Origin of the sequence: Lentzea terrae (assembly GCF_003265345.1) — a bacterium.
Taxonomy (GTDB): domain Bacteria; phylum Actinomycetota; class Actinomycetes; order Mycobacteriales; family Pseudonocardiaceae; genus Lentzea; species Lentzea terrae.
Genome location: NZ_QFWW01000026.1, coordinates 161,988 through 178,190 on the forward strand (window position 1 = coordinate 161,988; position 16,203 = coordinate 178,190).

A 16,203-nucleotide genomic window follows, 5' to 3' on the forward strand; every position below is an offset into this window, starting at 1 on the left:
CGCCCGGTGATCAGGACGGCTCGCCGAGCAGCACGCCGCGACCGTTGGAGCCCACGTAGACGCGGCCGAACACCTCGGGATCGCCCGTGATGACGCCGCCGATGGTGCCGCCGAACTGGGTGCGATCGTCGTTGATCCGCGTCCAGGCCGTGCCGCCGTCGACGGAGCGGAAGATGCCGGTGACGCCGTTCACCGTGCCGATGAGGAAGACGGTCTGGTGACGGGCACCGGGAGCGGCCTTGCCGAAGCCGACGCCGTCGGCGCTCTGCACACCGTTCAGCTTCGTGAAGCTCGCGCCGCCGTCGGTGGAACGCAGGAGCCCGCCGCCGTGCGTGATCCACAGTTCGCCAGTGCCGGCCTTGAGACGTCCGTCGGCAAGACCGTTGGCGCGTGCGGTGAAGCTCTTGCCACCGTCGGTGCTGGCGAACAGGGTGCCGCGGCTGAGCGCGTAGAAGGTGCCCGCCTCGGCGACGACCTGCGTGCCGGACGGCAGACCTGTCGCCGCCTTCCAGGTCCGGCCCTGGTCGGTCGAGACGTGCGGCGGCTGCCCGGACGCGGTCCACACGATCGTGGTTCCGTCGGCCGAGACCGCCACCGTGCCGCCGCCCGCCCCGTTGACCGGTGCACCGGCGAACGCTGCCCAGGTGGCACCGCCGTCGGAGGAGTACGCACCGCGCGCCTCGTTGCCGTAACCGACGCGGACGACGACGTTCGGCTTGGCCTGGGCGAAGTCGATGCCGGTGGTGTTGGTGAAACGCGGTCCGGACGTGGCAGCTGCCGGCACTTCGTTCACGTTGTCGTGGCGGAATCCGCCGATGTCACCGAGAGCGCTGATCAGCTTGCCCTTGGGCGGCGCGACCAGGCCGAGCACCGCGGTCTCCTCCAGTCCCTTGACGGGGATCGTCCAGTGGACAGAACGGTTTTCGTCCGCCGCGGTCACGTTCTTGCTCGCCCATAGGCCTGATCCGGTGCCGTAGATGACGTGGCCGGAGTCGAAGGGGTCGATCGCCAGCGCGCCCATCCAGTGTCCGATGTGGTCACCGACGTACGGCGCTCCGGACGCGTCGCGCACCGACTTGTCGCCGAGCGCCTTCCAGGTGGCGCCGCCGTCGGTGGAGCGGAACAGTTCGTCCGACGGCCACCAGCGATCGATGGTCGTGACCATCACCGTGCCCGGACGCTGCGGGTCCACCGCGAGCCCCGCGAAGCCGAAACCGTTGCCGGGCATCGGCGAGATGTCCTTCCACGCGCCGCTTGAGGGCGTGTACTTCCACACCGAACCGGCCTTGATGCCGTTCGGGCCGGGGACGTCGGTGTAGGTCAGGTACAGCGATCCGTCACCGGACAGGACACCGTGGTGCGGCAGCTGACCGGTGGGCTGACCGGGCACGGCCTGCCACGTGTTGCCGCCGTCGGTCGAGCGGTACAGCGACGTGCTCTTGTCGGCCACACCCACGTAGATCGTCTTACCGGGTCCGAAGGTCACAAAGGACAGGCCGACACCGCTGCTGCCGCCGTCCTTGACGGGAAAACTCTCGACCTGGTTCCACGTCACGCCGAAGTCGGTGCTGCGCCACAGCCCGTTCTTGCGGGTGCCCAAGTACAACGTGCCGTGGTCGGCGGGGTCGATCGCAAGCCGCTCGCCCATGGACCGGCCGTCCTCGTTGGCGCCGAGCTTGAACGGCAGGTTGGTGCGCTGGAACGACCTGCCCTGGTCCGTCGACCGCAGGATCGAGCCGTTGCCGGCCCACTCGTTGGTGTAGGTGCCGGTAGCGAGGTAGAGCCGTTCGGGGTCGACCGGGTCGGTCGCCATGCTCTCGATGCCGAGCAGGTTCCACTCCCCGGCCCAGTCGGTCAACGGGATCCACCGGTTCTCTTTGGCATCCCAGCGGTACGCGCCACCCATGTCGGTGCGCGAGTACAACAGATCCTTGCGGCTGGGGTTGAAGACAAACCCGGTCACGAACCCGCCACCGGCGATCGGCACGTTGCGCCACGAGTACCGGCCGTTTGTCGCCGGTGGTGCGGAGGGGGAGGGCGCCGCCGACGTGGACGGCTTAGGCTGCGCGACCAACACAGGAGGCTTGGGCGTAGCCGCAGTGACCGACTTCGCGAGCTTCCACCGTTGCCCGGCACCACCCTGGTCGGCAGCCTGCACAACGGCCTGACTGTCCGCACCCTCGTTGACGCACAACACCATCCCGCTGCTGCGCGAGACGATCTTCACCTCGCCGTCGCCAACCTCACTGATCTTCCACTGCTGGGAGTCCGCACCGGTGTCCGCCTGCTGCTCCACATTGGTCTCGCGCACGCCGAGAACCTTCGAACTGTTGTGGTTGACCAGCTGGTAGAACCCGCCCTCCACCGCCTTGACCCGCCACTGCTGGCTGGCAGACCCGCTGGCGGGCTGCTCCTGCTGAATCCGCACCCCGTCCGCGTTGTCCGACCCAGCCACGTCCAGCGCGTTGCCACTCTTCGCCGACACGAACTGGTAGTACGCGGCGGCATCCACAGCCACCACGTCGTTGGGCCGTGCGTACAGGTAGGCCAAGCAGGAACCGGCGACCGCCGAAGCGGTCAGCGCCGCGGCGATCACCTTCCGGTGGCGGGTGCGTGTCCGCCTCCGGTCCGGCATGGTCACGGGCTTCTTCATCGCAGCAACTCCCAGCGCTCGATCTTCCTTCAGCACCTGGTTGCCGCAGCCGGGTGGAAAGGTTTCCGCCCGAGCGAAAGTTTTTGACGCGCTGCACGCGCTGGAGCAACCCGCCTACCATCCGCGGGTCAGGGAGGTGCGAGGTGTTCCGACCCGTGTTCCGCCGCAACCTGGAATCCCGCGAGGCCGAAATCGCCAGCCAGGTGTTCGGCGACGCCCTGGACATCAGCTTCATCCGCCTGGCCGAAGGCGGCCTGCTGGGCAGCTTCGGCGTAGCCCGCACCCTGCCCCGCCTGGTCACCTTCCCCCGCGGAGTTCTGACCACACCGCAACACCAGGCCCGCTACGAGCGCTGGCTGGTCCACGAGCTGACCCACGCCTACCAGTACCAACACGGTCGCAGCGTCCTCAGCCTGCTGCCAACCGCCATCGCCGGCTTCTTCAGGAAGGGCCTCTACGACTACGGCGGCGCGGACGGCCTGCGCGGGAAGACGTTCGCCGACTTCAACACCGAACAACAGGCCAACATCGTGGCCGACTACTACTACCTGAGCACCTACGAACCGCACCGCGACCTGTCGGCCTACGAGCCGTACATCAGCTTTGTGCGGTCGGGTCGCTGAAAAAGATCAAGCCTCGACCGCATTGCTGCAGGTCAAGGCTTGATTTCACCCGGCGAAAGGTGGTGCCCCAGGCAGGATTCGAACCTGCGACACACGGTTTAGGAAACCGATGCTCTATCCCCTGAGCTACTAGGGCTGGCGACAGCAGTCTACCGGGGCGCCGCCACCGAGTTGACCAGCGCCCCCGCCAACGCGCCGGACAGGCCGTGAGGTAACGCACCGTGAGGGCTGGCGAGAGAAGCCTGCGGCCGTTGGAGGGAAGTGAGGCAGGCCACCTTCTGTCGGGCACAAACGTCAGGTACGCAAGGGGCGTGAGCAGACCTTGGCCCGACTTCCGTCCTGGACCGCTTGGTGCGCTGAAGGCTTGGTGGCGCCGGCGGGTGCCCAGGCGTGCCGAGGACTTCACGTTCGTGCCGCCGGCCAGCAGTCATCAGCAGGAGTTCGAGACGCCGTTGCCCAGTGCGGTTTACGGGTTGGACTTCCACGTGAAGTTGACGGTGGTGTGGCGGCTTGATCTGGCCACTGGGCTCAGGCACAACGCGCCCAAGAGTGCGGCCATCCACCACGTTTTGCAGCGGGCCAAGGAGATCAGCGGCAAGGCGATGTTGGTGCACCATGCGGCGTTGCAGCATCAGCTCGGGGACGAGCTCGCGACTGAGCGGCAGGTGCCTGGGACGCATGTGTGGGCCAGGGCCGAGACCGTCAAGGTCAGCGTCAGCGACGAAGACCTGGAGATGGCGCGCAAGCACATCGAGTTGCTGCGGAACTCCACGTTCAAGTTGGCTGAGCGGGACGTTGAGCGGGCTGAGATGCGGTACTTGCGGGACGAGGTGCTCACGGACGTTGGGACGGCCACGATTTGGTGGTTGCAGCGCAACGGGTATCAGGTTGAGGAGGCCGTGAAGTTGTCCGGGCACCTCGCTGAGCTGGTCAAGATCGCGCAGCTGGAGCCGACTAAGCACTGGGCCGAGTCGTTGGTCAGCAGTGTTGAGCGGGCTCTGCCTCAGCTTGAGGATCAGCATCGGAAGGACTTGCGGCAGCACCTGGCCAAGGCGTTGAGTGTTTACGGGGGCTCCAGCATCGCTGCCGAGTTCGCTGATCAGATCGGGTTGCCAGCGGGCGAACAGCACACGAACGGACACGTCTAGGCTGGTTCGGGTGTTGACCGAACTTCGCAGTGCCGCGGTGGTTGCCGGGTTGCGGGCGCTTGCCCGGCTCACGCCCTATGCCGAGGCGGAGCTGATTGGGCTCCGCAAGATCGTGAAGCCTGGAGACGTCTGTGTTGACGTCGGGGCTGCTTTGGGGCTTTACACGGTCACGTTGTCGAGACTGGTCGGTCCACAAGGGACTGTGCACAGCGTTGAGCCGTTGGTGTTCGCGCATCCGGCCCTGTCGTACGTCTTGCGGCCGCGCGAGGGCAGCAACATCAAGAGGTACTCGGTGGCTTTGGGGAACGGGCAGGGGCGCGAGGTCATGAGCGTGCCGGTGCGGCACGGGAGTCCCGTCACCGGGCGGTCGTTCCTCACGGTGGGGGCCAAGGGGCTCGGGTCCAACGAGGAGTTCGAAGAGCATCTTGACGTCGTGGTGAAGACGGACACGCTGGACCACTTCGTCGAGGAGCAGAAGATCACGCGGCTCGACTTCGTCAAGGCGGACGTCGAGGGGGCCGAGCTGCGGGTGCTCGAGGGGGGCAAGGACACCATCGAGCGGTTCAAGCCGGCGCTGTTGCTGGAGATCGAGGAACGGCACGTCGAACGGTTCGGGTATCGGGTCCAGGACGTCGCTGACTTCCTGGACGAGCGCGGGTACCGGATGAGCACGTGGCAGGGCAACCAGTGGGTGCCGACCGCGAAGATCGGGCAGACCGCGCGGAACTACCTGTTCAGGGCCTGAAATAAGTAGAGGACGCCGACCCCTGGGGGTGGATCGGCGTCCTCATCTCGAAGGCCTACAAGCTGTAGACCTCAAGCTCGTACAGGGAGTATCCGTAACGCGTGGCCCGTTGGGTACCCGTCATTCGGAGGTATCTCGCGTCCTGTGCTGCAAACGCTACGACATCCTCGCCGCCGTCGCCACTACTTGTTGCGAAAACGTTCCGCCAAGTCGCGCCGTCATTGGAAACGTCGATGCGGTAGCCGCTGCCGTAGGCCGACTCCCAGTGCAACACTGCGCGACCGATTCGTTGCACAGAGCCAAGGTCCACCTGGATCCATTGGTTGTCGCTCCAGTCGCTCGCCCAGCGGGACGACGGGTTGCCGTCCAGTGCTTGGCGGGGCGGGAGGTTGTTCGCTCCCGTCTCGTGGGACGACGCGGAAGCGGTTCCGGAGACGGCCAGGTTCGTGATGTTCTGGCCTCGGCGGGACGGGAACTGCACGACCTGCTGGTAGGTCGGGCGGTTCTGCCAGTGGATCTTGTCGTGGGTGATGCCGCCCATGGCGCGGTGGATGATCGTGTCGGCGCACCACTGGTCGCCGGCGGCGCAGTCGGCGTCACCTGGGTAGACCTGGTTTGCGGGCTTGGCCACGGCCTGCTGCAACGACGAGACCATCGCCGTGCGGCAGCCGGACAACGTGCCGCCGCCGCAGTAGCTCTGCGGGAAGGCGCCCTGCACCGGGTCGCCGAGGACCTTGCGCAGATCCTTGTCCACGTAGCCCCACCAGCCGTACTGGAACGACGAACCCTTGTGCGGCGCGGAGCCGTGCGTGTCGGACGGAGACTCGTCCACCTGCTGGGCACTCGCGATGGCGTCGTACAAACCATCACCCAGCGATGGTTTGAACTGCGCCTGCACCAGGAGCGGCCACCACGCATCAAGAATCCTGATCGCCTCGGCGTGGGCGTAGGTCTTGCTGCCCTTCGCGGTCTCCTTGCGCAACGAGCCGGAGCGCTGCCAGTCCTTCAGCTTCTGCACGACCGGGGCGAGTGAGGCGTCCAACGGCGCCGACTCCAGCACTCGCAGCAGCTCGGGCAGCACCTGCTCGGCGCGCAGGTCGGCCACCGCGGCCTCGGCCATCACCTTCGTCAGAGAAGCACGCGTGACCTTCTGGCCGGACGCGAGCAACGCCTTGACCCGGCGGTCCAGCAGGTCACCGCGGTGCACGGCGCTGTGCCCGAAGCCGCCGAACGTGAAGTCGCGCGCCTGCTTGTTGTTCCACGAGACGTAGTAGTCCTGGTTGATCGAGTTCGGGTGCCCGGCGAACGGCATGTACGAGGCGATGTTCTCGTTGCCGTCCCAGCCGACCCACTCGTACTCGGCACGGCCCCAGGTCGGCAGGTTCGGGTCCACATTGGACCGCCGCACCGGGTTCAGGCCCGAGTTGAAGTACGCCGCGTCCTTCGAGTCCACGTAGAACCAGTTGAACGCGTAGCCGATGTTGTTGGCCGCGCGTTGGAAGTCCGTGGCCGAACGGATCGCGGAAGGATCATTCAGCTCCTGGAAGCCGATGATCGAGTCGACCTCGTGCATGTACGTCGAGCGCAACGTCGTGTACGCCACGACCTTGCCGCCGACGGTCGCACGGCTCTGCACCAGGCCGTACTTGGTCCGCCACATCACCAACGTGTAGGAGCCCGCCGGCGTGCCATCGGCAACCGTCGGCTTCCAGGCATTCTTGCGCTCCAACCGTTCCATCGGCACGCAAGCGCCGTGGAACAGGTACGACGAAGAAGCCTTCGTAGGAGCAGAACCGTCCGGGTTGCACAGCTCAACGGCGTAGGTGTCGACGATGTCCTGCCCGGACGAGGTCGCGCTCCACGAGTAGTCGACGCCGCGGCCGAGCTGCACGTACATCGACACACCGGCGAACGCGACGCCGCGCGAACGGACGCCCGGGCCGTTGAGCTCCTGCAGCATCAGCAGCTGCGGCGCGAAGTAACCGGTCTGCGGGCCCCACACGGCGATCGGGTTGCCGGTGTCGGTGTGAGCACCGGACACCGACAGCGCGTTGGACATGCCGTGCTTCTTGTTCAGCAGGTCGGCAGGCAGGACGCCATCAGCAAAAAGCCCGCGCGCCTTAGCCGCGTCCTCGGAAGCAGCCACAGCAACGGCAGCACCCGTACCGCCCACCTCGTCGTACTTCATCCGCTCCGGCGTGATGCTGCCGGCGTCCGGAAGAGCCACGCCGGCAGGCGAAGCGGGAGAGGCCGAGTACGGGAACGACTGTCCGTTGTGGAGGGTAAGGACGGCCTCGGGGTCGTTCTGCGCTCGGAACGCCTGCCACACCTGCTCGCCGACGGCAGCACCGTACTTGTTCTGCGCAGCCAGCTTCACCAGTGCCGACTGCACCTCACCGCCACCGCCCGCACCGAACAGGCCACCGACGACCGAGGCGATCGCGACCATGTCCGTCGCCTTGAACGGCTGGATGTCGTTCCAGTTCGTGACCGAGTCGGCGTGCCCGGTCAACACGTACTCGCCTGGGAAGTTCCGCGCCGCAACCGCCTGCGTCAGATAAGCGTTGATGCCGGCGATGTAGTCGTTGACGTCGGCGACCGCCTGCCGCCCGCGCTCGCCGTTCTTGGCCGCCGCGGTGTCGATCTGCTTCTGCAGGTCGGCCTCGGTGTACGGGATCTGGTTGTAGAAGCTCTGCTCCAACGCCCGGTTCGCGGGCGAACCGCCGGCGAAGCCCGAGAGCTGACCGCGGCCGAGGTGGCGGAACAGGTCCATCAGCCACAACCGGTCCTGGGCGGCCGCGAAGCCGGCGCCGAACATCGTGCCGGACCGGGTGGTGCCGGTGATGTGCGGCATGCCGATCTTCTTGTCCCGCACGATGGTCACGTCGGCACGCGGCTTCAGCGTGCTCTCGACCTGGTCGGCCGGCACGCCGAACGACGCGTCGTTGAAGAAGTTCGTCAGCTGCGCGTTCGTCAGGCCGCTGTAGCCGGCGACCAGGCCGTCGTACTTGCCGAGCTGGTCGGCCGAGTGCGCAGGCCTGGTGCCGAACGCCTTGTGGCCGAGGATCTCGGCCAGGGTCGCGTTGCCGTTGTTGCCGGGTGGCAGGACGTCGCCGCACTGGCCGAGGCAGTAGTCGTCGGTGGCGAAGGCGGACGCACGGGCGTCGGCCTGGGCCGCGGACGGAACGATCAAGAGGGAGGCGGTGACGGCGGCGGTGGCCAACAGGGACGTCACCGGATTGGCTCTCCGCATGGCGCGAAGCTCCTCTCCGTGCAGGCAGGGGTTGTTGTGACGGAGGTTACTTTCCGGTAAGGCTATTGCGAAAGAGCTTCGCGTTTCCCGTGTCGCTCCCGTGATCTCTGTATCGGTTCAGGAGGCCATCAACTTCTCATATGGGCAGAAACGAAAAGGGAAATCGGAATCGTCCGGCCGTATCTGTGTTCTGGTACAAGATTCCACTAAGTGGGATTTTCAAGTTTGGTTACTCAGGGTTCCGAAGATGTGCCCCCAGTCCTGGTGGCATGCCTACGCAGCGAAGTCAACGCGCAATTCCGGTAACTGTGAACGTCTCCGGTCATCTCGAAAAACCGTTACCACATGATGAGATAACTGAGAATTAACGTGACCTTCGGCGTGCGTACGCGAAGATCACGCACATGTGGGAGCACGGAACGCCAATGCGGGAGGCGTCGTGATCAAGGTTCTGCTGGCCGACGACGAGGACCTCGTCCGTTCCGGCCTTCGCATGATCCTGAGCAGCGTCGGGGACATAGAGGTTGTTGCGGAATGCGATGACGGACACCTGGTGGCCGACCTGGCGCGCCAGCACCGTCCACACGTGGTCCTGCTCGACATCCGGATGCGCACCTCGGACGGGCTTGCAGCGCTGCGGCGGCTGCGCACGCTGCCCGATTCGCCGAGGGTCTGCATCCTGACCACGTTCGACGTCGACGAATACGTTTCGGAAGCCCTGAGACTCGGTGCGTCGGGCTTCCTGCTGAAGGACACCGAACCGGAACAGCTGGTCAAGGCCGTGCGCGACCTCGCACGCGGTGGCGCGGTGCTCGACCCCGGTGTGGCGGCACGAGTCCTCGCAGCCGTTGCGGACGGCGAGCGGATGGCCGAGCCGGCACGCAGGCTCCTCGCGAGCCTGTCCGAACGCGAGCGCGAGGTGCTCGTGCTGATCGGCCAGGGCATGTCCAACGCGGAGATCGGCGGCACCCTGCACCTGTCGGAGGCGACGGTGAAGGGCTACGTCTCGTCCGTGCTCGGCAAGATCGGCGCGGTCAACCGCGTGCAGGCCGCTCTCGTTGCCTACCGAGGCGGCCTGATCGCCTAGTTTCCGGACACGATCTCCGGGATCTCGTCAACCGAAGGTTCGACCTCGACCCTGTTCCGGCCGTGGCGCTTGGCGCGGTAGAGCGCCATGTCCGCGGCCGCGAACAGCTGGTCCAGCTTGGCCGGGCCGGCCGCGACACCGATGCTCACCGTCGGGCGGCGGACCGCGCCCAGCACCATCGTCCAGTCGTGGCCGTCGACGGCCGCGCGGATCCGCTCGGCCACGTTCGGGCCCACGTCCAGGTTCGGCCCGGTGTCCCCGAGCAGCACCACGAACTCGTCGCCGGCCCAGCGCGCCACCAGGTCGTCGGCCCGGCACTCGCGCCGCAGCAACGCCGCGATCTCGCGCAACGCCGCATCGCCCGCAGCGTGGCCGGCGTCGTCGTTCACACCCTTGAACCAGTCGACGTCGACCAGCACCAGCCACGGCACCCGGCCGCGCGCCGCCGTCGACTCGAGCAACGTCTGCGCGGCGCGTTCCAGCCCGAGCCGGTTCGCCAGGCCCGTCAACGGATCCCGCGCCGCCGCTTCCTGCGCCGCCACCGCGAGCCGTTGTGCCTGCACGGCAACGCGGCGCTGCTCCAGCGCCTGGCCCAGGCCTTCCTGCAACGTCTCGGTAGCGGTCTTAGAAGCCGTCATCGACCTACGCAACGCCTCGGCCTCGCCCACCGAGTCGCCCAACGCGTGGCAGATGTCCGCCAGCTCCGTGGAGAACCGCAGCAGCAGCGACGTGTCGTTGATGCGTTCGGCGTTGCACACCGCACGGGACGCGAGTGTGCGCGCCTCGTCGAGATCACCCTGCTCGCGTCGTACGACGGCCAGCACCCAGTTGCCGACCGAGATGCCCCAGAGGTCATCCGCGTCCAACGACAGTCGCAGAGTTTCGGCGCCGGTCTCCTCTGCCTTCTCCAGCTGACCGACGCCGGCCAAGGACCGCGCGTAGGCGCCCATCAGCGCCCGGCGCATGACCTCCTCCTTGACGAGCCCGAGGCCTTCGTCGAGGTACGCCAGCGCTTCCTCGAAGATCGCCGGGGCGGCCGCGGGAGGCCCTGAGCAGGCGCGGAAGTTCAGCGAACCACCGAGCCGCTGCAGGCAGTGCGCCAACGTGTCGGTGTTGCCCGCACGGCGCGCCACCTGCACAGACAGCCGCAGCATGTCGAGCGCCGCGCGCCGGTTGCCGATGCCCTCCATGAGGTAACCGAGCGAGCCCATCGTCTGCGCGACGGCAGGGCTGTCCGCACGTTCGGCGTCGAGGTCCGTCCAGCCCTCCGCGGCCAGTTCGAGGGCGAGCGGAATGCGGCCGAGGCGCCACGCCATGACGGCCCGGTTCACCAGCACGGCCGACCGGACCCAGCGGTCGGCGCCGGGGGACACCTTGGTGACCACCTCGTCGAAAAGACTGTTCGCCTCCGGCAGGCGGCCAGCGTTGAGCAACGCGCGGACCTCCCGGTCCAGCCGCGGTATTTGGCCCGCTACCAGCGGATCACGCTGCTCCACTCGTTCATCGACTCCGTTCCGACTCGCCGAGCGGCCTGCACAGGCTACCGGGACGGTCGCGCCCCGTACCGATCGTGGTGCAGGACGTCATCAAGGGGTAGTCGGTTGCGCCAACCGTGACGTTCCAGATCGGGCGTGTCGGGCAGGGATCGAACCGGACCGACGCACAGCCACGCCACCGGACGGACCCTCGTGGGGATGTCCAGCAGACGGCGCAGCACATCTTCTCGGTAGAAGCTGACCCACCCGACACCGAGGCCTTCCTCCGTGGCCGCGAGCCAAAGATTCTGGATGGCCAGACACACGGAGTACAAGCCCGCGTCCGCGATCGCGTGCCTGCCCAGCACCGCCGGCGAGCCCCGGTCGGGGTCGTAGGTGACGACGATGCCGAGCGAGGACTCCATGACGCCCTCGACTTTGATACGGGAGAAGACCTCTGCCCGTTCATGATCGAGCTGAGCTGCGAAGACGGTGCGTTCGGCCTGGACGTGGTCGCGGAACGCGCGCCGAATCGATTCATCGCGCACGAGCACGAAGTCCCACGGCTGGGAAAGCCCGACGCTCGGAGCGGCGTGAGCTGCGGTCAACACCCGCCGCAGCACGTCGGAAGGGATTTCCGCACCGGTGAACTCCGCGCGGGTGTCCCGGCGTCGATGCACAACTTCGTACAGGCTCATTCGTGCGATGGTGCCTCACTCGAAAGCACCAACTTCACGCTGGAGAGGTGGCGCTGATCTCATCCGAGACGATAGACCGATCGGATGCGAAGAATGAGAGGTGGTTACGGCTCCGCGCTCGGATTCGGCGCGGGAGTCGGCGTGACCACGTTCACCGGCGCCTGGCCGCTGCTGGCCCTCGTCCTGCTCGCCGCCGTCGTCGTGGTCGTGTCGCTGCGCACGACGATCGTCGGCGCCGGGCTCGCCGCACTGCAGTGCTGGGGCCTCTACGCGACCTTCTTGGTGGGTGTTCGTGGCGATCTGACGGTCGACGAACACACGACCTGGGTGCTCGCGTTGCTGGTGCAGCTCGCCGTGCTGGCCTTCCTGGCCAGCACGGCGATCCGCGTCATCGCCCTTGTGACGGGTACGGCAGCAGGGCCATCTCCCGTGCGTTCTTGATGGCCGTGGCGACCTGACGCTGCTGCTGCGGCGTCAGGCCGGTCACGCGGCGGGACCGGATCTTGCCCCGGTCCGAGATGAACTTGCGCAGCAGCGTGACGTCCTTCCAGTCGACGACGGTCACGCCTGCGGTCTTGAGCAGGTTCTGCCTGCGCTTCGGCGGCTTCTTGTCGCGCATCACCAGCTCGCCTTCGAGACGCCGGGAAGCTCGCCCCGGTGGGCCATCTCCCGCAGCCGGATGCGGGACAGGCCGAACGCCCGGTTGTAGGCGCGCGGCCGTCCGTCCACCACGTCCCGGTTCCGCAGCCGGGTCGGCGACGCGTCCCGCGGCAGCTTCTGCAGGCCCCGCAACGCTTCCTCGCGCGTTTCCGGGTGCCGCAGCATTTCCTTGAGCTCCGCACGACGTTCCGCATAACGCGCAACCACTTCACGGCGGCGCTGGTCGGCGGCGATCTTCGACTTCTTCGCCACGTCAGCGCTCCTCTTTGAAGTCGACGTGCTTGCGCGCCACCGGGTCGTACTTGCGCAACACCAGTCGGTCCGGGTCGTTGCGGCGGTTCTTCCTGGTCACGTACGTGTAGCCGGTGCCTGCGGTCGACCTCATCTTGATGATCGGCCGGACGTCGGTGCTCTTGGCCATCAGACCTTCACCCCTTGCTGCTTCAGCCGGGCGACGACGGCCTCGATGCCCAGCTTGTCGACGGTCTTGATGCCCTTGGTGGACAGCGTCAGCGTCACGAACCGGTTCAGCGACGGCACCCAGTACCGCTTGCGCTGGACGTTCGGGTTCCACCGGCGGCGCGTCTTGCGCTGTGAGTGCGAGACCTGGTTGCCGAAGCCCGGCTCACGTCCGGTCAGCTGGCAGCGCTTGCCCATGTTCCACCTCCTGGTCGGGTTTGAAACGACATTCGTTTTCAACTACCGTAACCTACATGGAAACCGTTGTCGTTATGGTGGCGGGGCTGGTGGACCACGACGTCGCCGTGCGGGTGTGGCGCGACCGGCCCGGCTCAGTGCTCGTGCGGCACGTAGCTGCGGAGACGTGCGTGCGGCGCTGGGTCGACGGCATCGCGACCGACGTCGACCTGCTGCACAACTGCGTGTCGTGCACCGTGCGCGAGGATCTGCGCGAGCTGCTCAAGGGCTTTGCGGGCCACACGGTCGTGCTGCACCTGGACCCGCTGCTCGAACCGGACGCCGTGCGCCGCAACCTCGGCGTGGACGTGGAGTGCGTGATCACCGTGCTCGACGCGGCATCCTGGCTGGACGACGCGTTGGGCGACGCCTCGATGGTCAGCGACCAGCGGACGGTCGCGCAGGTCGTGGTCGCGCAGGCCGAGGCCGCGGATGTGCTGGTGCTGCAAGGAGATGCGGACGAACGGACGCTGGCCGTGCTGGAACGGCTGGCTCCCGGGGCGCATGTTTGCACGCCGGACACGGTCGTGGTCAAGCGCGGTAGTCGCCCTCGGATGGTGCCGCTCACGCCCGAGTGCGGGGTCTCGACGGCGGTTTTCACGGCCGACCGGCCGTTCCACCCGGCACGTCTGAACGACGCGCTCGACTCGTTGCTCGACGGCACGGTGGTGCGTTCGCGCGGCCGGCTGTGGGTCGCGGACGAGCCGGATCTGGCGCTGCACCTGGAATCCGCGGGCGGTGGGCTGCACGTGGGCGAGGGCGGGCCGCGCGGGGGCAAGACGACGCAGATCGTGGCGATCACCCTCGGCGAGCCCGACGACATCACCAACGCGTTCAGCGCAGCGCTGCTGACCGACGACGAACTGTCCTTCGTGGACTCGATCCGAAAGATGGCGATATGAAGCCCGGTATCCACCCCGACTACCACCCGGTGGTCTTCCAGGACGCGTCCACCGGCAAGACGTTCCTGACCCGCTCGACAGCCACCTCGAGCAGGACGATCGAGTGGGAGGACGGCAACAGCTACCCGCTGCTCGTCGTCGACATCACCGCCGACTCGCACCCGTTCTGGACGGGCACGCAACGACTCGTGGACACCGCGGGCCGGGTCGAGAAGTTCAACCGCCGCTACGGAAAGCGTGAACGCTGATGGCCGTCCCCAAGCGCAAGACGTCCCGGTCCAACACGCGGCACCGGCGAAGCCAGTGGAAGGCCACCGCGCCGGACCTCGTGCGCGTGCGCACGCTCGATGGCAAGGAACTTCTCGTGCCACGCCGTCTCGTGGCCGCGTACAAACGAGGACTGCTCTAACCGGGAAGCTGGACCGTCCCGTCCGGTGAGTCGCGCCACTGGACGAACGGGCGGTCCAGCTTCCACCCCGTGCCGTCGTGGTCGAGCACGCGGTTCTCGCACGTGTCCACGTTGGACAGCGACTCGAACAGTTCGATGCTCCAGTCGAACAACCTGCGGCACAGCAACCTGATCGTCAGACCGTGCGACACGATCAGCACCGTCTTGGGATGCGTCTCGGCCTCGTGCAACCGGACTTGAAGACCGTCCAGGAACGCCGCCACTCGGTCGTCCACGTCCGCGCCGGACTCGCCGTTGGGCAGCCGGAAGAAGAAGTGCCCGAACGCGTGCCGCTGGTGCTTGAGCATCTCCTGCTCCATCGGGTCCTGGAGGTTGCCCCAGTCCTGCTCGCGCACCCGCGGCTCGGTGACGACGCGCTCGGCGTCGACGCCGAGCAGCTCGAACGTGCGGCGCGTCCGCTTGTACGGCGACACGTAGGCCGCGACCGGCCCGTCGCCGATCAGCCCCCTGATCGTGGGACCGGCCGCCCTGGCCTGGCGTTCGCCCAGGTCGGTCAGGGGGAGGGCGTGGTCGGGGATGCGGCAGTAGGCGAGCTCGTCGACGTTGCCGAGGCTCTGGCCGTGGCGCAGCAGGATGATCCGCACGCATCCATCGTGCCTCAGCCGGGCATCCTGCTCGGGCGTTACAGTGCTGGGCGAGTCGAGGAGGATGGCGTCACATGATCAAGTACATCGCGCTGTACAAGAAGCCCGCCGACCCCGAGGGCTTCGACGAGAGGTACTTCGAAACGCACCTGCCGATCGTGAAATCCGTGCCGGGGCTGGTGCGTGCCGAGGTCGCCAAGGTGCAGCGGGTCGTCCTGGCCGGGTTCCTCGGCGAGAACGAGCCATACATGATCGCGGAGATGTACTTCGACTCGGCCGAGTCGATGAAGGCCGCCGTGCAGACGCCCGAGTGGGCCTCGTCGGGCGCGAACCTCGCAGAGATCGGTGGCATGGAGCTCGTCGCGATGTTCAGCGCCGAGGTGGTGGTCGAGAAGTGAAGGCCGTCGTCATCGGCGGCGGCACGATGGGCGCGGGCATCGCGCACGTCCTGCTCGCCCACGGCCACGAGGTCACGCTCGCGGAGGCCGACGCCGAACGCGCGGAGCAGGGCAGGCTCGCTGTCCAGCGCTCGCTCGACAAGGCGCAGGAGAAGGGCAAGCTCGCCGATGCCGCAGCGGTGTTCGCGAACCTGAGCACCGGTGAGCTGCCGGAGGACGCGGCGCTGGTCATCGAGGCCGTGCCGGAGAACGTGCCGCTGAAGCAGAAGGTGCTCGGCGACGCCGCGGCGAAGTGTCCGAACGCGATCCTGGCGTCCAACACGTCGTCGCTCTCGATCGCCGAGATCGCCGCAGGGCTGCCTGGCGAACGCGTGCTGGGCATGCACTTCTTCAACCCGGTCCCGGTCCAGCAGCTCGTCGAGCTGGTGCACCACGACGGCGTCGACCCCGCGAACGTGGCCAAAGCGCGAACCTGGGCTGAAGAAATGGGGAAGACCGTCATCGAAGTCCGGGACTCTCCTGGCTTCGCGACCTCACGGCTCGGCGTTGCCGTTGGCATGGAAGCGATTCGCATGGTGGAGGAGGGCGTGGCCTCGCCTGCGGACATCGACACCGGCATGAAGCTCGGTTACCGCTGGCCGATGGGCCCGCTGGAGCTCACCGACCTGGTGGGACTCGACGTCCGGCTGGCGATCGCCGAACACCTCGCGGCGCAACTGGGGCCCCGGTTCGAGCCGCCGCAGCTGTTGCGGGACAAGGTCGCGCGGAATGAGCTGGGCAAGAAGACGGGCCAGGGCTTCTTTTCCTGGTAG

The 16,203-nt window shown here is 67.2% G+C and carries 19 protein-coding genes and 1 tRNA gene; 10 read left to right on the forward strand and 10 right to left on the reverse strand.

Features of this window, described 5'->3' with window-relative positions; genetic code table 11:
• Positions 1-10 precede the first annotated feature (10 nt).
• Positions 11-2,653, reverse strand: coding sequence for an RICIN domain-containing protein (locus DI276_RS32325; protein ID WP_112270435.1), 2,643 nt, complete (start codon positions 2,651-2,653; stop codon positions 11-13).
• Between the two features lie 143 nt (positions 2,654-2,796).
• On the opposite strand from DI276_RS32325, the gene DI276_RS32330 reads away from it, so the two are divergent.
• Complete coding sequence (locus DI276_RS32330; RefSeq protein WP_112270437.1) at positions 2,797-3,276, forward strand: hypothetical protein; 480 nt, start codon at positions 2,797-2,799, stop codon at positions 3,274-3,276.
• A 60-nt stretch (positions 3,277-3,336) separates the two neighbouring features.
• Here DI276_RS32330 and DI276_RS32335 read toward each other — a convergent pair.
• A tRNA-Arg gene (locus DI276_RS32335) sits at positions 3,337-3,412 on the reverse strand.
• A gap of 175 nt (positions 3,413-3,587) precedes the next feature.
• On the opposite strand from DI276_RS32335, the gene DI276_RS32340 reads away from it, so the two are divergent.
• Positions 3,588-4,424 carry a hypothetical protein gene (locus DI276_RS32340; protein WP_232837065.1) on the forward strand — a complete coding sequence of 279 codons (837 nt, stop codon included), beginning with the start codon at positions 3,588-3,590 and terminating at the stop codon, positions 4,422-4,424.
• 10 nt (positions 4,425-4,434) lie between these two features.
• Positions 4,435-5,169: an FkbM family methyltransferase gene (locus DI276_RS32345; protein ID WP_198681042.1), complete on the forward strand. Its 735-nt coding sequence runs from the start codon at positions 4,435-4,437 to the stop codon at positions 5,167-5,169.
• Between the two features lie 55 nt (positions 5,170-5,224).
• Here the strand turns inward: DI276_RS32345 and DI276_RS32350 are convergent, their stop codons facing one another.
• Positions 5,225-8,422, reverse strand: coding sequence for a penicillin acylase family protein (locus DI276_RS32350; protein WP_112270439.1), 3,198 nt, complete (start codon positions 8,420-8,422; stop codon positions 5,225-5,227).
• A gap of 439 nt (positions 8,423-8,861) precedes the next feature.
• Between DI276_RS32350 and DI276_RS32355 the strand changes: the two genes are divergently transcribed.
• On the forward strand, positions 8,862-9,509 hold the full coding sequence (locus DI276_RS32355) for a response regulator (protein ID WP_112270441.1): 648 nt from the start codon (positions 8,862-8,864) through the stop codon (positions 9,507-9,509).
• Here the strand turns inward: DI276_RS32355 and DI276_RS32360 are convergent.
• Together DI276_RS32360 and bluB are read right to left on the reverse strand one after the other, a co-directional pair.
• Positions 9,506-11,005: a tetratricopeptide repeat-containing diguanylate cyclase gene (locus DI276_RS32360; protein ID WP_112270443.1), complete on the reverse strand. Its 1,500-nt coding sequence runs from the start codon at positions 11,003-11,005 to the stop codon at positions 9,506-9,508. The two genes, DI276_RS32355 and DI276_RS32360, sit on opposite strands and share 4 nt — an antisense overlap.
• Before the next feature lie 44 nt (positions 11,006-11,049).
• Complete coding sequence (gene bluB / locus DI276_RS32365) at positions 11,050-11,682, reverse strand: 5,6-dimethylbenzimidazole synthase (protein ID WP_112270445.1); 633 nt, start codon at positions 11,680-11,682, stop codon at positions 11,050-11,052.
• An 84-nt stretch (positions 11,683-11,766) separates the two neighbouring features.
• On the opposite strand from bluB, the gene DI276_RS32370 reads away from it, so the two are divergent.
• On the forward strand, positions 11,767-12,123 hold the full coding sequence (locus DI276_RS32370; protein ID WP_157985077.1) for a hypothetical protein: 357 nt from the start codon (positions 11,767-11,769) through the stop codon (positions 12,121-12,123).
• On the opposite strand, the gene rpsR is transcribed toward DI276_RS32370, so the two are convergent.
• Genes rpsR through rpmB form a run of 4 tightly spaced genes read right to left on the reverse strand, consistent with a single transcriptional unit; the run spans position 12,071 to position 12,999 of the window.
• On the reverse strand, positions 12,071-12,301 hold the full coding sequence (rpsR, locus tag DI276_RS32375) for a 30S ribosomal protein S18 (protein ID WP_112270449.1): 231 nt from the start codon (positions 12,299-12,301) through the stop codon (positions 12,071-12,073). The genes DI276_RS32370 and rpsR overlap by 53 nt on opposite strands.
• Positions 12,301-12,594 carry a 30S ribosomal protein S14 gene (gene rpsN, locus DI276_RS32380; protein WP_112270451.1) on the reverse strand — a complete coding sequence of 98 codons (294 nt, stop codon included), beginning with the start codon at positions 12,592-12,594 and terminating at the stop codon, positions 12,301-12,303. Before rpsN ends, rpsR begins: the two co-directional genes overlap by 1 nt.
• 1 nt (position 12,595) lies before the next feature.
• On the reverse strand, positions 12,596-12,763 hold the full coding sequence (gene rpmG / locus DI276_RS32385; protein WP_086666242.1) for a 50S ribosomal protein L33: 168 nt from the start codon (positions 12,761-12,763) through the stop codon (positions 12,596-12,598).
• Complete coding sequence (gene rpmB, locus DI276_RS32390) at positions 12,763-12,999, reverse strand: 50S ribosomal protein L28 (RefSeq protein WP_112270453.1); 237 nt, start codon at positions 12,997-12,999, stop codon at positions 12,763-12,765. Before rpmB ends, rpmG begins: the two co-directional genes overlap by 1 nt.
• A 56-nt stretch (positions 13,000-13,055) precedes the next feature.
• Between rpmB and DI276_RS32395 the strand changes: the two genes are divergently transcribed.
• The 3 genes from DI276_RS32395 to rpmF are packed head-to-tail and all read left to right on the forward strand — an operon-like array spanning position 13,056 to position 14,349.
• Positions 13,056-13,940 (forward strand): GTP-binding protein, encoded by an 885-nt coding sequence (locus DI276_RS32395; RefSeq protein WP_157985078.1) that lies wholly within the window; start codon positions 13,056-13,058, stop codon positions 13,938-13,940.
• Positions 13,937-14,188, forward strand: coding sequence for a type B 50S ribosomal protein L31 (locus DI276_RS32400; protein ID WP_086666239.1), 252 nt, complete (start codon positions 13,937-13,939; stop codon positions 14,186-14,188). Before DI276_RS32395 ends, DI276_RS32400 begins: the two co-directional genes overlap by 4 nt.
• Entirely contained in the window at positions 14,188-14,349 is a 162-nt protein-coding gene (gene rpmF, locus DI276_RS32405) for a 50S ribosomal protein L32 (protein WP_071812574.1), read from the forward strand. Before DI276_RS32400 ends, rpmF begins: the two co-directional genes overlap by 1 nt.
• Here rpmF and DI276_RS32410 read toward each other — a convergent pair.
• Positions 14,346-14,993 (reverse strand): histidine phosphatase family protein, encoded by a 648-nt coding sequence (locus DI276_RS32410; RefSeq protein WP_112270457.1) that lies wholly within the window; start codon positions 14,991-14,993, stop codon positions 14,346-14,348. The two genes, rpmF and DI276_RS32410, sit on opposite strands and share 4 nt — an antisense overlap.
• Before the next feature lie 74 nt (positions 14,994-15,067).
• On the opposite strand from DI276_RS32410, the gene DI276_RS32415 reads away from it, so the two are divergent.
• Both DI276_RS32415 and DI276_RS32420 read left to right on the forward strand, forming a co-directional pair.
• Positions 15,068-15,391 carry an EthD family reductase gene (locus DI276_RS32415; protein WP_112270459.1) on the forward strand — a complete coding sequence of 108 codons (324 nt, stop codon included), beginning with the start codon at positions 15,068-15,070 and terminating at the stop codon, positions 15,389-15,391.
• Positions 15,388-16,203, forward strand: a complete 816-nt coding sequence (locus tag DI276_RS32420) for a 3-hydroxyacyl-CoA dehydrogenase family protein (RefSeq protein ID WP_112270461.1) — start codon at positions 15,388-15,390, stop codon at positions 16,201-16,203. Before DI276_RS32415 ends, DI276_RS32420 begins: the two co-directional genes overlap by 4 nt.

What these genes read in the sequence shown, in the direction of transcription:
- DI276_RS32395 (WP_157985078.1), top strand. Translation starts at nt 13,056, where the DNA reads ATGGAAACCGTTGTCGTTATGGTGGCGGGGCTGGTGGACCACGACGTC.
- DI276_RS32400 (WP_086666239.1), top strand. Translation starts at nt 13,937, where the DNA reads ATGAAGCCCGGTATCCACCCCGACTACCACCCGGTGGTCTTCCAGGAC.
- rpmB (WP_112270453.1), bottom strand. Translation starts at nt 12,999, where the DNA reads ATGGGCAAGCGCTGCCAGCTGACCGGACGTGAGCCGGGCTTCGGCAAC.
- DI276_RS32415 (WP_112270459.1), top strand. Translation starts at nt 15,068, where the DNA reads ATGATCAAGTACATCGCGCTGTACAAGAAGCCCGCCGACCCCGAGGGC.
- DI276_RS32325 (WP_112270435.1), bottom strand. Translation starts at nt 2,653, where the DNA reads ATGAAGAAGCCCGTGACCATGCCGGACCGGAGGCGGACACGCACCCGC.
- rpsR (WP_112270449.1), bottom strand. Translation starts at nt 12,301, where the DNA reads ATGCGCGACAAGAAGCCGCCGAAGCGCAGGCAGAACCTGCTCAAGACC.
- DI276_RS32350 (WP_112270439.1), bottom strand. Translation starts at nt 8,422, where the DNA reads ATGCGGAGAGCCAATCCGGTGACGTCCCTGTTGGCCACCGCCGCCGTC.
- rpmG (WP_086666242.1), bottom strand. Translation starts at nt 12,763, where the DNA reads ATGGCCAAGAGCACCGACGTCCGGCCGATCATCAAGATGAGGTCGACC.
- bluB (WP_112270445.1), bottom strand. Translation starts at nt 11,682, where the DNA reads ATGAGCCTGTACGAAGTTGTGCATCGACGCCGGGACACCCGCGCGGAG.
- DI276_RS32370 (WP_157985077.1), top strand. Translation starts at nt 11,767, where the DNA reads ATGCGAAGAATGAGAGGTGGTTACGGCTCCGCGCTCGGATTCGGCGCG.
- rpmF (WP_071812574.1), top strand. Translation starts at nt 14,188, where the DNA reads ATGGCCGTCCCCAAGCGCAAGACGTCCCGGTCCAACACGCGGCACCGG.